Genomic DNA, 13,622 nt, shown 5'->3' with positions numbered 1-13,622 from the left:
CCCAAGCGCGCGCTACTCCACGAGCGACGGCGTATCTCGGTGCAGTGTCTCGCCGCGGAAGAACTCCTGGCTGCGAGAGCGCCAGATCAACATGAGCACCACACCGAGCAGCAGGATCCCGAAGCCCATGAAGAACACCAGACCGATGCCGCCGATCGCGGCGCCGCTGCCGTTCTCCGGATTCATGCTCTCCTGGACCGAGATCACGAACACCGTGGCCAGCACGAGCCCGCCCAGCAGGGGGAACAAGAACTTGAACACGAAGTTGTGCGCGTTGGCGAACAACTCCTGCCGGAAGTACCAGACGCACGCGAACGCCGTGATGCCGTAGTACCAGCAGATCATGATGCCAAGGGCGGCAATGGTGTCCAGCAGTGCACTTTCCGAGAGCAGGCTCACCACTGTGTAGAACACACCCGTGACCACGCCTGCGGTGACGGTCGCGAAGGTGGGCACCAGGTAGCGCGGGCTGACCTCGGCGAACCGCGGCGGGAACGCCTTGTAGGCGCCCATCGCGAGCATCGCGCGCGCTGCGGGCAGGAACGTGGTCTGCAGGCTTGCCACCGAGGACGCCAACACCGCCAGGAACAGCAGCGGTCCGGCCCAGCCACCCAGCACCGGATCGGCCAGGGCCGCAAAGACATTGTCGGCGTTGTCGGGATTACCCAGTCCCAGACCGTCTTCGCCGACACCGGCATACATCATCACGGCCACCGCGATCAGCAGGTAGGTCGCGAGGATGGACAGCACACACAACAGACCGGCCCGGCCGGGCACCTTGGTCGGATCCTTGCACTCTTCCCCGAGAGTCAGGCAGGTGTCCCAGCCCCAGAACGCGAAGATCGATCCCGTCAGACCGATCACGAAGGCGCTCAAGGTGAGTCCGGTGAGCGGGTTGAACCAGTCGAGATCGAACGACAAGCCGGCGGGTGCGTCACCGCGCCCCACATGGACGAAAGACATGATGGCGAACGCGATCAGCACCACCATCTGAAAACCGACGAGCACGTACTGGACCCGCTCACTGGTGGTGATGCCGCGACTGGCGATCGCGGTGGCGATCGCCAGGAATACCAGCGTGGTGGCGATGTTGATGGCCTTGTTGTGCGCCAGTTCGACGATGTCGGGACTGTGCGCGATCCGGCCGATGAACAGATAGAAGAACTCCACCGCGATGGCCGCCAGGTTGGACAGCACGATGATGGTCGCCATCACCATGCCCCAGCCGCACATCCACCCGACGTACGGGCCGAATGCCTTGGTGGACCACGTGAACGACGCACCGCAGTCCGGGGCAACGGAATTCAGCTCGCGGTAGGCGTACGCAGTGAGGAACATCGGGATGAACCCGGCGATGAGGATGGCAGGCATCTTCAGCCCGACCGCCGCGACGATGAGGCCGATGCTGGCCGTCAGCGTGTAACCCGGAGCGACCGACGAAATGCCGAGAATAGCGCCGGAGAACGTACCAACCTTGCCTGCGGCAAGCCCTTTGGAGACCAGACCGGCCTGCTCCTCGGCAACTTCCAACTGATGGTGCGACGCGGCCTCGTCGGGGGTTTCTGTCATGAAATATCCTCACTCGGCTCATCCCGTGGCACCACGACCATCGGCACATCCAAAACCCGTAGCATCTTGGCCGCCGTGGAGCCGAGGAAGATCCTGCGCGGCGCGCTGAGCCGGCTCGAACCGACCATGATGACGTCGCCGTCCTGCCATTCCAGCTTGTTGACAGCGGCCTCGACAGTCGGCCCGTTGACCACCGTCGCGGTCACCGGGAAACCCTCGGGCAGCGCGTTTTTCGCAATCTCGAGGGTTTCGCGGGCATGCTCGAGCGCATGTTCACGAACGGCGTCGTCGTCGGACCGCAGGGATCCGAACGTCGGGTCGAGCGCCACGAGCGACACCAGCCGTAGCGGCGTACCCGCAGCGCGGCTCGCGCGTACCGCGGTATCCAGCAACAGATCCGCGCCCTGGCGCTGACCGAGCGCGCACGTCACCTCGTGCACCCGTTCGATCTTCGATTCCCGGGTACCGCGTGGGGCCACCGCGACCGGCACCGGCGAGGAGTGCAGCAACTCGTTGACCACAGAACCCAACGAATAGCTGCCGACGAGGCCACCGCCCGAACCGCCGACCACGATGGCCTCGGCTTCGAGACGGACCGCCTCCCGGATCAGGCCGTCGGTGAACGACTCGTCGAAGCTCAGATGGCTATGCGCGACAACGTCATCAGGCACCATGGCCAGCGCCTCGTCGAGCCAGCCCTGGGCTTGTTCGGCCAGCACGTCCTCGAAGCCGCCCTTCGGCACCAGCGCAGGCAGCCCGGTGTCCGGTGGCAGCACGATGCAGACCTCGACCTCGGCCTCCAACGTCCTGGCGAACCGGACGGCAAGGGCTAACGCGTCGGCGCCACCGGGTGTGGCGAGATAACCAACGACCAACCTCATCTGTGACCACCAATCCCGCACTGCGCCGTGCGACCGTAGTGGGAAAGATCCTGTCAATCCTCGCGGGCGTTTATCAGCGCTTCGCGGAAATTGGGAGCTCAGTCCAGGTACTCGGCTGCGCCGTCCTCCAGGACCAGCCGTGCGTTGGACCCGTCCGGCTCGGACGCCTCGGTGCGGAACACCGCGCGGCCGGGTTCGGTGCGCCAGATCGACGTGGTCAGGGTCTCGCCCGGGAACACCGGCGAGGTGAACCGCGATGCCACGGCACGGATTTTCGTCGCGTCTCCACCGCCGAGTTCGGCGACCAGGGCTCTCCCGGCGACGCCGTAGGTGCACAGCCCGTGCAGGATCGGCTTCGGAAAGCCCGCGAGATTCTTGGCGAACCACGGATCGCTGTGCAGCGGGTTCCGGTCACCGGACAGCCGGTAGATCAGCGCCTGGTCCTCCCGAGTCGGCAACGCCAGCCGGGCATCGGGTTCGCGGTCGGGGATCTCGGGAGCGACCGGGCGTTGGCCGGGCCGGCCGCCGAACCCACCCTCGCCACGGATCACCACCGTGGTGAGGGTTTCGATGAGAACTTCCCCGCTGTCGGGATCGGTGCCCACGCCCTTGAGCATCACCACCGCGTTCTTGCCCTCGCCCTTGTCCTGGATGTCGGCGACCTCGGAGACCACCTTCACCTTGCCCGCGGGCGGCAGCGGCGCCGACACCCGGATCTCCTGAGATCCGTGCAGCAGCATTCCGAAGTTGAACGTGCCGATCTTCATGGCGGCCGCAAACGGCGAGCACGCGATGATCGCGTACGTCGGCAGCACCTGCTGTTCGATCTCGTGAGAGTTCTCGGTGGTGAATGCCAAGTCGTCGACGCCGGCACCGACCCCGATGGCGTACAGCAGGGTGTCGCGGTCGGTCCACTCGAAGACGTACGGATCGGTTTTTTCGCCGATGGCGTTCGGGTTGATGGGCATGAGTCGGACGATAGCCCCTCGGTTGACGTTTGCCGGATATAGGGCCACCATGTCTCGCATGCGCTATGTCGTTACCGGCGGTACCGGGTTTATTGGCCGCCGAGTGGTGTCCCGGATTCTGGCCCGCGACGAGGACGCCGAGGTGTGGGTGCTGGTCCGCCGCGAGTCGCTGACCCGGTTCGAGCGGCTGGCAACCGAGTGGGGTTCGCGCGCGAAACCGCTGGTCGGTGACCTGACCGCAGCCGATCTGGGCCTGAGCGACGCCGATGTCGCCGAGCTGGGCAACGTCGCGCACGTGGTGCATTGCGCGGCGATCTACGACATCACGGTCGACGAGGACACGCAGCGCGCCGCCAACGTCGAAGGCACCCGCGCGGTGATCGGGCTGGCTCGCCGGCTGGACGCGACGTTGCACCATGTGTCGTCGATCGCGGTCGCCGGCAGCTATCGAGGTGTGTTCACCGAGGACGATTTCGACGTCGCGCAGGATCTACCGACGCCGTATCACCAGACGAAGTTCGAGGCCGAGCTGCTCGTGCGGTCGACACCGGGGTTGCGGTATCGCGTGTACCGGCCCGCGGTGGTGGTCGGCGATTCCCGCACCGGCGAGATGGACAAGATCGACGGGCCGTACTACTTCTTCGGCGTGCTGTCCCGGCTCGCGGCATTACCCAGGTTCACCCCGATGATGCTGCCCGACACCGGCCGCACCAACATCGTGCCGGTGGACTATGTGGTGGACGCGGTCGTGCACCTCATGCACGCCGACGGCCACGATGGCGAGACGTTCCACCTGACCGCGCCGAAAACCATTGGCCTGCGCGGCATTTACCGCGGGATCGCCGAAACAGCCGGGCTGCCGCCGTTGCGTGGATCGTTGCCGCGGGCGGCCGCGGCGCCGGTGACCCGGGCCCGCGGACGGGTCAAGGCGGTACGCAACATCGTGGCGACGCAGCTGGGCATCCCGGGCGAGGTGCTCGACGTCGTCGACCTGATGCCGACGTTCACGGCCGAGCACACCGAACACGCGCTGCGTGGCACCGGCATCGCCGTACCTGAATTCGCGTCGTACGCACCGAAATTGTGGCAGTACTGGGCCGATCATCTGGATCCGGACCGGGCCCGCCGGGACGACCCGGCCGGGCCGCTGGTCGGCAAACACGTCATCATCACCGGCGCGTCCAGCGGCATCGGGCGGGCATCGGCGATCGCGGTCGCCGAACGCGGCGGATGCGTTTTCGCACTGGCCCGCAACGCCGAAGCGCTCGACGATCTGGTCACCGAGATCCGCGAGCGCGGCGGGCATGCCTACGCATTCACGTGCGACGTCACCGATTCGGCGTCGGTCGAGCACACGGTCAAGGACATCCTCGGGCGGTTCGGGCACGTGGACTACCTGGTGAACAACGCAGGCCGGTCCATCCGGCGGTCGGTGGTGAACTCGACCGACCGTCTGCACGACTACGAACGCGTGATGGCGGTCAACTACTTCGGTGCGGTGCGCATGGTGTTGGCGCTGCTGCCGCATTGGCGGGAACGCCGGTTCGGCCACGTCGTCAACGTGTCCAGTGCGGGCGTGCAGGCGAACAGTCCCAAGTACAGCTCGTACCTGCCCAGCAAGGCCGCGCTGGACGCGTTCTCCGATGTGGTGTCCACCGAGACGCTTTCGGATCACATCACGTTCACCAACATCCACATGCCCCTGGTGAAAACGCCGATGATCGCGCCGTCGCGCAAGCTCAACCCGGTGCCGCCGATCTCGGCCGAGCACGCCGCGGCCATGGTGGTGCGCGGATTGGTCGAGAAGCCCGTCCGCATCGACACGCCGCTTGGCACGCTCGCCGATGTCGGAAACTACCTGACGCCCAAGCTGTCTCGACGCGTGCTGCACCAGCTCTACCTGGGCTACCCGGATTCCGCGGCGGCCCGTGGAATCGTGACCGCCGAAACGGAGCCGATCCGCAGGCCCAAGCGGCCCGCACGCAGCCATCGGCCGCTACGCGTTCCGCGCTCGGTCGCTCGCCCGGTCAAACGCGCGGTGCGCCTGGTTCCGGGCGTGCACTGGTAGGCCTCAAGCCGGGGCCGCGGTCTCCCACAAGCCCAGGATGTTGCCTTCGGTGTCGGTGAAATATGCGGCGAACCCCATCTCGCCCACCGGTATCTTTTCGCCCAACTGCGCGCCGCCCTTGGACAGGATCGCCGTCAGTGCCTCGTCGATGCTGGGCACATCGATGGTGATCACCGGCCCCTGCGGGTAGTTCTCGGCACGCTCGAACATGCCGCCGCCGATGTATCCAGGCTCGGCGGGCATCCCCGTTTCCGTGACCGGTCCCGTCGCGACCCCGGTGTAGTTCATCTCCGGGTAGTCGTTGAGCTGCCAGCCGAACACTTCCCGATAGAAATCCTTGGCCCGTGCACCGTCGCTGAACGGAACCTCGAAATGCACCACACGACCGGACATCGCTGCCTCCTCGGGTTGACCTGCATGTCGGAGTCTAGGCGTGCACGAGAGGCTCGTGAGCCCTTATCGTGAGGCACGTGACAGGGATGCCCGTGTTCGCCGACGTCGACACCGGAGTCGACGACGCCATGGCCTTGGCGTATCTGTTCGCCAGTCCGGACGCCGATCTGATCGGGATCGCGTCGACCGCGGGAAATGTTCCGGTGCAACAGGTTTGCCTCAACAATCTGGGCCTGCTGCGGCTGTGCGGGGTGAGCGGCATCCCGGTGTCCAAGGGCGCCGAGCAACCACTGAGCGCCCCGCTTCGCACCGCGGAAGACACCCACGGACCCGAAGGCCTGGGGTACGCCCAATTGCCGCCCGGCGATCAGCAGTTGACCGGCTACGACGCCGCGCAGGCCTGGGTGCGGGCTGCCCGCGCGCATCCCGGCGAGTTGATCGGCCTGGCCACCGGCCCGCTGACCAATCTGGCACTGGCCTTGCGGGCCGAGCCGGAACTGCCGCGGTTGTTGCGCCGGCTGGTGATCATGGGCGGGGCGTTCGACTACCGGGGCAACACCACGCCGGTCTCGGAGTGGAACGTCAGCGTCGACCCCGAATCCGCGGCCGAGGTGTTCGCGGGGTGGCGTGCAGCCGGCGACCCCGGGCACCTGCCGATCGTGTTGGGACTGAACCTCACCGAGAACATCGCTATGACACCCGCATTGCTGAACCGGCTGGCCACGGCGGCAGGGTCAGCAACCTCGCTCATGAACGTGAACGACGAGCGTGGCACCCGGTCGGATTCGGCCAATCCGCTGATCCGGGTGCTCGAAGACGCGATGCGGTTCTACTTCGAGTTCCACTTCGACACCGGCGACGGCTATCTCGCGCATCTGCATGACCCATTGGCCGCCGCGGTCGCGTTGGACCCGGAGCTGGTGACCTACCGGCAGAGCACGGTCGACGTCGAACTCACCGGGACACTCACCCGCGGCATGACCGTGGCGGACTGGCGCGGGCACTGGGGCCGACCACCGAACGCGCTGATCGGCACGGAGGTGGATCCGGCGGCGTTCTTCGACCGGTTCATCGCCCGGGTGGGTGCCTTTGCCGGTTCCCTACGCCCAACATGAACTTGTTTGCCAATATTCAGCGAAATCTCGCAATCTTCTTCACGTTCGACGTCACTCAGGGGCTATTCATAAGCACCCTCCAGATACCACCGGCGCTGCCGGTAGCACAGCAGGAGCGCGAGAGCGTTCTCGTCATCCCCCAGCAGCACCTGGGCGCGTGCGGTACGCCCCGCTTTCGGGCTCTCCGGATCCCACCACCGCTCGTCCACCGGCCACGGCCCGGCCCACCACCGCAGCCTGCCGTCGCGTTTACCCGCGCCCGCCAACCGCGCCGGGTCGGCCGAGAACATTCCACGTCCGGTGACCCGCACCGGATTGCCCTGCGCATCAAGCAGTTCCACCGGATCGTCGAGCAACACGGTCGGCGAAGGTTCCGGCAGCTGCCCCGGCCACGGCTGCGCCGGGTCGGCTCGTGGCACCGGCTCATCCCCCAGCGCGGTGAAGGTGATGCGTTCGGCGGGCCCGCGGCCGCCGCTGAGCACCGGCACCTGCACCGCCTCAGGCCCGAGCAGGCCCTGGACCCGCACGAGCGCGCGCCGCGCCCGCAACCGATCCTCCTCACCGATGCCGCCCCACAGCGGTAGCTGCAGTGCCGCCGCCGACACCACCTCCACCGGACGCAACCGCAGCACCGCGATGGGCGCGGTGGGCCGCTCGTCCCGATGCCGACGGTTCAGCCAGCCGTCCAGTTGCCAGCGCACCCGGTCGGCCGTGGCGTCCTCGGTCAGCGGTTCGGCGCAGCGCCAAACCCGTTCCAGTTCTTCACCGTTCGCGGTGACGGCATGGATGGCCAACCGCGTACAACCCACACCCGCCGACTCGAGGCTGCGATGCAGGGCGCTGGCCAGCGAGCGCCCTGCGAAGGCTGCCGCATCCACCCGCTCGATCGGCGGGTCACAGTTCATCACCGCATCGAGTTCGACGGCCGGATCCCGCCCCGAAGGCCCCCTTGCCGGTTCTCCACGGGCGAACCGGTGCGCAACCACCGCGTCGGCACCGAACCGCGAGGCGACATCGGTACGGGACAGCTCGGCGAACTGTCCCAGGGTCCGGATCCCCATCCGCCACAACAGGTCTGCCAGATCTTCGCGCCCCGGGGCGGCCAGGGCCGGTTCGGTGGACAGCTGGCGGATCGACAACCTGGACAGGAACGGCGCATCCTGCCCGGGTTCGACGATGCGGCCGGCCCTGGCGGCGAAGACCGCGGTGGACAGCTGATCGGCGATGCCGACCTGGCATTCCACCTCAACCGCCGCCACCGCATCGACCAGCCGCTCGGCCGCAACCGATTCCGTACCGAAGTAGCGAGCCGCGCCCCGCACCGACAGCACGAGCAGCCCAGGCCGCAGCACTTCGGCACGCGGCACCAACTCGTCGACCGCGACCGTCACCCTCTCGAAATGACGTGCGTCCCGGGCCGGATCGGCAGTGACGACATGCAGATGCGGACATCGGGCCTGGGCCTCGCGCCTGCGCAGCCCGCGGCGCACTCCCACCGCCCGCGCCGATGCCGAACAGGCGACGACCCGGTTGGCCAAGGTGACCGCAATCGGAGTGGTGGGCGGCCGGCCCGCCGCAGCCGCCGCGGCCACCGCGGGCCAGTCCATGCACCAGAGGGCCAACACTCGGGAAGCCGACATGGGGTTGGTTACCCGCCTGCCGCGCATGCCGATCCGCCAAAGCGCCCCGAAGACCGCATCGCCAGCCGGACCCGGCCGATCCGGCCCCGCCCGGGAATGGGCGTATCCCGGCCCGCACCGGTGAGCTCGTAACCACAGACCTTGGCTTCCAGCCGTGCGGCGGCCCCCTGCCAGTCGCCATCGGTGACCAGCAGGGTGCAGCCCTTCTGCCGCGCCCGCGCCACCATCACCCGCGCCCGGCTCGGCGGCACCGAGCGTCCCCCCAGCCCGAGCACCACCAGATCCATTCCGTCCATCAGCACGGCGGCGACCTCAACCGGATCGGCGCCGGCATCCGGGACGACCGCGAGCCTGCTCAGATCGGCGCCCATCTCCACCGCCGCCAGCAGACCGACATCCGCCTGGCCGACGATCACGGCGTGCCCGCCCGCGGCCGTCACCGCCGCCACCAGACCCAGCGACAGCGACCGGGCCCCCGAAGCCACCGCGACGGTGCCGCGCGGCAGCGTCGTCGGCAACTCCGCAGGCAGCGTTTCAGCCAGTGAATCAGGGCCCGGCAGCAAAGATTCCTGAGCCGTGGCCGGGCCATCGCCCCTGGGTGTTCCCCGGTGCGCCGAACCAACTTTCCCCGACACTGCCGCAATCTTGCGGCGAAGGCGTTCCACCTGTTCAGAACGGGTTAACCGGCCCAGCTCGGCGTCGACTGCCACTGTCACAGCAACACCTCCAGACTCACCCGACTCAGACCGCATTCGAATATATGTTCGATCACTCGAGTAAACACTTGGCGGCCCACACCGTCAAGCCGCGCCTGGCCCGAACGTCACCGATTGGTAATGCCAGCAGGAATGCGTCTGCGGCGACCTTTGCATTACGTTAAAGTTCGTGCACCGGACCCCGCGGGATGGGATCCGGTGCGCGATTGCGTTTCAGATGGCGGGGATCGCAAAGCGATTCGCAAGGACAGCCTGTAACAACTCCCGGGGGACAGTGAGGACACCATCATGAGGTCTGGGCAATTGAGTCGGCGGCTCACCGTCGCTGCGGGTGGCGCTGCCATCTTCGGCATGATCGCGTTCACCGCAGCGTGCGGTACCGAGGAAAAGACTCCCGAAACCACGACGCCGACCACCACAACGACGACCACCACAACGACCACGCCGCCGGCCACCCCCGCACCGCCGCCACCGGTCGAGCCGACCGAGAAGTCGATCAACCCCACCGGCGGCAACCTGTTCACGCCTGACGTCAAGGCACCGGCGGCACCGACCGCCGTTCCTGGCGACAACTGATCCGCGGGAGCACAGAAAGTCGGTCGTTCGCCCATGACCGGGATTCGCGTCGCACCGGGGCGGGTGTTGGCGACGCTGATCATGGTCGGCGCGCTGCTGGTTTCCGACCTGCACACCACGCCGGGAGTTACGGCGTACGGGCCTGCCAACGGCTCCGGCCGGATAACTGGCCCGTACGCCCACTTACTCGCTGCCTCAACTGATCTCGGGCCGTCACAGGCCGGCCCGGTTCAGCTCACCGTGACACTGAGCGGCGCACGGCGACCGGCCGGGTTGTTCGATTGGGCTGCCCGGCACCGGTTGTCGGTGCGGTGGCGCCTTGCCGAGCACTGGGCGATCGTCGAAGGCTCCCCCGTCGACATGGCGACCGCGTTCGGCGTCGACATCCACGACTACCGGGGTAAACGCGGTCAGCAGTTCTATGCGTCGCCGCAACAGCCTCAGGTGCCCGAGCCGCTGCGCGGTCAGCTCACCGAGGTCGGCCGGATCCTCAGCTACACGCCGTACCGGATGTCGTTGCCCGACCTACACAACCTGCCTGCCGACGTACCGGACCGCGGGCTCACCCCACAGGCCCTGCTCAACACCTACAACCTGCGCAGGCTCGCCGATCAGGGCTACACCGGCAAGGGCACCACGATCGTGATCTTCGCGTTCGACGGTTTCGACCAGGCCGATCTGGACACCTACGCCACCACGTTCGGCCTGCCGCGGTTCACCCCGGTACTGGTCGGCGGGCAACCGAGCGCGCCACGCGGCGAGACCACCATGGATCTTCAGGTCGCCCACGCCATCGCGCCTGACGCCCGCAAAGTGGTGATCAACGCCAGGCCCACAGTCCAGGGGGACGGGGCGTACGAGAAGATCGGGCAGATGCTCGAAGCCGCGGACAAACAGTTCCCGGGTGCGGTGTGGAGCTTCTCGATCGGCTGGGGCTGTGACAAGTTGCTCACCGCGGCGGACCTCGCACCCGTCCGCTCGGCGCTGGCCACCGCACACACCCACGGCACCACGGCGTTCAACGCCAGCGGAGACCTTGCGGGCTTCGAATGCCGAGGCGGACAAGACTGGTCGTCGCCACCCGGACCTGACGACATCGGCCTGGATTCGGTTGCCTCGCTTCCCGAGATCACCAATGTCGGTGGCACCACGCTGTCCACCACCGCCGACGGTGGCTGGCTTGCCGAACAGGCCTGGTTCGATGTCCCGCTGTCACAGGGCACGGGTGGCGGGGTCTCGGCCCTGTTCGACCGGCCCGAGTGGCAACGCGGGCTGACCGCCCCCGACGACGGCGGCGCCCAGAAGCGGCTCACCCCGGACATCGCTGCCGTCGCCGATCCGTTCACCGGCGTGAAAATCGTGCTGAACGGCCAACTTCTGGTCGGTGGCGGCACGTCGCAGGCGGCGCCGCTGTGGGCCGGTATCGCCGCGGTGATGAACCAGTACCTCACCGGCAACGGTGGCCGCGCCCTGGGCGATCTTAACCCGTCGCTGTACCGGATCGCCGGCGGGGCACCGCTTCCGGCGTTCCGGGACATCACGCTCGGCGGCAACGCGGTGGCCACGGCCGGCCCCGGCTACGACCTGGCGACCGGGCTCGGTACGCCTGACGTGAGCAACCTCGTCAACAACCTTCTCGTCCAACAGAAGGCGAATCGATGACCGAGACACCCGAAGAAGACGTCCCCACCACCGAATGCCGGGTCTGCAAGATCGACGTGCCCGACGGCAAGTACTGCGGCTACTGCGGCGTGCACCTCGAAAAGGAGCCGGGCGACGGCCCAGAATGGTTGCGGCTCAGCGCATCCTGCGTCGCTCCCGAAGAGCACCTGCTGCGCCCGTCGATCACCAGTTCGCTCTTCCCGCACCTGTCGCAGCGGTCTCGCACGCCGTTCCGGATCGCGATGCTGGTGCTGGTGGCCGGCCTGGTGGCCTGCGCCCTGCTGCGACTGCCCGCGGCCCTGATCGCGGTGGCAGCACTTGGGTTACCCCTGCTGTTCGTGATCTATCTCTACGAGTCCGACGCCTTCCGCGATCTGCACCGCGCCAATCTGGTGCTGACCATACTGCTCGGGGTCGGACTCGGCGTCGGATGGGTTTTCCTCACCGGCCAGATCATGGCCAAGTCCTATGGCGTCCCCCTCGGTGCGGGCATCACGGGGTTCCGGATCATGCGCAACGGCCTGGGAATACCGCTGGGCGGCGCGGTCCTGATGCTGGTGCCCGCCGTGGTGGTCAGGCTGCTGCGCCCGTCGAGCCGGGAGTCGTTGGACGGCTTCATGATCGGAGCTCTCGGTGCGACGGCCTTCACCGCGGCCGCGACCCTGACCCGGCTGGCGCCACAGCTCACCACCGGCATGGTGGCCCACAGCCGTCCGATGTCGGGCCTGCTGGTCGAGGCCGGTATCCGCGGCGTGGCAGCCCCGCTGACCGCCGCGGCCGTCGGCGGGCTGATCGGTGCCGCGCTGTGGTTCACGCGGCCCGCGACCAAGGCCGACAAACATGTGGGTTACGTTCGGCTGGCCCTGTTCTCGTTCGCGTTCGGCGTGCTCGCCGTGTACGCCGCGCTCGGACTCGTCGATGTCGCACGCGTCCCACAGTGGGTGCAGCTCGCGGTGCACCTGACGATCGCATTGGTCGCGGTGCTCCTGCTGCGCATCGGACTGCATCTCGCGCTGCTGCACGAGGCCCAGGACGAAGTCGCCTCCGACCAACCGATCCTCTGCCCGCGGTGCGGAAACGTCGTGCCTGACATGGCATTCTGCGCGCTGTGCGGCGCGGCCACGCACGCCTCGTCGCGATCTTCACGATCCGAGCGCCGCGAGCACCGACCGGTGCGCGACCCGGGGTCGGACACCGTATGACGACGTTCTTTCCGGGCTACGCGGTGCCCATCGCGGTGGGCAAGACCAAGGGCGTTCGCAAGGCGCCCAGCCTGAAACTGCTGGGCATCCTGTGTGCCGTCATCGCCGCCGTGGCCATCGCGCTGGTCTCACTGTCAGGGGTGATGAGCAAGCCGCCCGCCCGCTACATGTGCCCGCCGGACTGCGGCACACCCCCGACCGGGCAGCCCGTAACCATCAACCCGGTCTTCACCGCGCCCGACGGCAGTTTCTCGGTCTCCTACCCCGCCGCAGGAGCCGCCTACAAGATCAACACCGAGGCCAGCGGCGTGACCGCGGAGTTCACCGCGGGCGACGGCGGCATGATGCAGCTGTTCAGTCAGCCCGCCGACGGCCGCACGCCGCAGGACATCGCCAATTCCCTTGTGGGGAAGACGTTCCCAGACACCAAGACGGCGTACCAGATCCCCAACGCCATGGTGGGCTATCAGCCCGGCTTCGGGCTCGTGGCCGACTGCTGGCCACAGGGCGCCACGAGCAGCTACGCGCGCATGCGCGTGATCGTCATGGTCGCGGTGAAAGACGGCCTGGCCCTGATCGCCTCGGCCGTCGGGCCGTATCACCAGTTCGGTCCGGACTCCGGCTCAGGCAAGCCGTCGGGCGCCAACTTGCAGCTCGCCCTTGACATGGGCAAGTACGTCAACAGCTTCCGCTGGCGCGGCGACCCGCCCCGGTAACCACTTCTCGGCAGGCTTTCCCGGGCGGGAAACAGAACCCGCATTCTCAATTGTTGACATTGACAAATGTCATCAATTGCTGGTGTACTCCTCGCACGCTTCGATGAGGAGGCCAC

At 67.5% G+C, this 13,622-nt stretch carries 12 protein-coding genes; 6 read left to right on the top strand and 6 right to left on the bottom strand.

Features of this window, described 5'->3' with window-relative positions:
• Positions 1–12: 12 nt before the first annotated feature.
• From G6N67_RS22210 to G6N67_RS22200, 3 genes are all read right to left on the bottom strand, one after another.
• A complete protein-coding gene (locus G6N67_RS22210) occupies positions 13–1,569 on the bottom strand; it encodes an APC family permease (protein WP_036428864.1) in 1,557 nt (518 codons plus the stop codon).
• The gene (locus G6N67_RS22205) at positions 1,566–2,450 is read right to left on the bottom strand and encodes a universal stress protein (protein WP_036428865.1); all 885 of its coding nucleotides are present in this window, start codon (positions 2,448–2,450) and stop codon (positions 1,566–1,568) included. The genes G6N67_RS22210 and G6N67_RS22205 overlap by 4 nt, the downstream gene beginning before the upstream one ends.
• 98 nt (positions 2,451–2,548) lie before the next feature.
• Positions 2,549–3,418 (bottom strand): MaoC family dehydratase, encoded by an 870-nt coding sequence (locus G6N67_RS22200; RefSeq protein WP_036428867.1) that lies wholly within the window; start codon positions 3,416–3,418, stop codon positions 2,549–2,551.
• Positions 3,419–3,476: 58 nt separating this feature from the next.
• Here G6N67_RS22200 and G6N67_RS22195 point away from each other — a divergent pair, with 58 nt between their 5' ends.
• Complete coding sequence (locus G6N67_RS22195; protein WP_163642268.1) at positions 3,477–5,486, top strand: SDR family oxidoreductase; 2,010 nt, start codon at positions 3,477–3,479, stop codon at positions 5,484–5,486.
• 3 nt (positions 5,487–5,489) lie between these two features.
• On the opposite strand, the gene G6N67_RS22190 is transcribed toward G6N67_RS22195, so the two are convergent.
• Positions 5,490–5,879, bottom strand: a complete 390-nt coding sequence (locus tag G6N67_RS22190) for a VOC family protein (protein WP_036428869.1) — start codon at positions 5,877–5,879, stop codon at positions 5,490–5,492.
• Between the two features lie 86 nt (positions 5,880–5,965).
• Between G6N67_RS22190 and G6N67_RS22185 the strand changes: the two genes are divergently transcribed.
• Positions 5,966–6,994, top strand: a complete 1,029-nt coding sequence (locus G6N67_RS22185) for a nucleoside hydrolase (RefSeq protein ID WP_036428871.1) — start codon at positions 5,966–5,968, stop codon at positions 6,992–6,994.
• Between the two features lie 62 nt (positions 6,995–7,056).
• Here the strand turns inward: G6N67_RS22185 and G6N67_RS22180 are convergent, their stop codons facing one another.
• Entirely contained in the window at positions 7,057–8,634 is a 1,578-nt protein-coding gene (locus G6N67_RS22180; protein ID WP_036428873.1) for a DNA polymerase Y family protein, read from the bottom strand.
• A gap of 8 nt (positions 8,635–8,642) precedes the next feature.
• Entirely contained in the window at positions 8,643–9,350 is a 708-nt protein-coding gene (locus G6N67_RS22175) for a DnaE2-dependent mutagenesis accessory factor ImuA' (protein WP_036428875.1), read from the bottom strand.
• A gap of 288 nt (positions 9,351–9,638) precedes the next feature.
• Here G6N67_RS22175 and G6N67_RS22170 point away from each other — a divergent pair, with 288 nt between their 5' ends.
• Genes G6N67_RS22170 through G6N67_RS22155 form a run of 4 tightly spaced genes read left to right on the top strand, consistent with a single transcriptional unit; the run spans position 9,639 to position 13,506 of the window.
• Entirely contained in the window at positions 9,639–9,926 is a 288-nt protein-coding gene (locus G6N67_RS22170; RefSeq protein WP_163642266.1) for a hypothetical protein, read from the top strand.
• Between the two features lie 33 nt (positions 9,927–9,959).
• Positions 9,960–11,588, top strand: coding sequence for a S53 family peptidase (locus G6N67_RS22165; protein WP_036428877.1), 1,629 nt, complete (start codon positions 9,960–9,962; stop codon positions 11,586–11,588).
• Complete coding sequence (locus G6N67_RS22160) at positions 11,585–12,790, top strand: zinc ribbon domain protein (protein ID WP_036428879.1); 1,206 nt, start codon at positions 11,585–11,587, stop codon at positions 12,788–12,790. Before G6N67_RS22165 ends, G6N67_RS22160 begins: the two co-directional genes overlap by 4 nt.
• Positions 12,787–13,506: a hypothetical protein gene (locus G6N67_RS22155; RefSeq protein WP_036428880.1), complete on the top strand. Its 720-nt coding sequence runs from the start codon at positions 12,787–12,789 to the stop codon at positions 13,504–13,506. Before G6N67_RS22160 ends, G6N67_RS22155 begins: the two co-directional genes overlap by 4 nt.
• The last annotated feature ends 116 nt before the right edge of the window (positions 13,507–13,622 follow it).

This window comes from Mycolicibacterium mageritense (assembly GCF_010727475.1).
GTDB classification, from domain to species: Bacteria; Actinomycetota; Actinomycetes; order Mycobacteriales; family Mycobacteriaceae; genus Mycobacterium; species Mycobacterium mageritense.
This window is presented reverse-complemented; position numbering and strand designations above follow the sequence as displayed.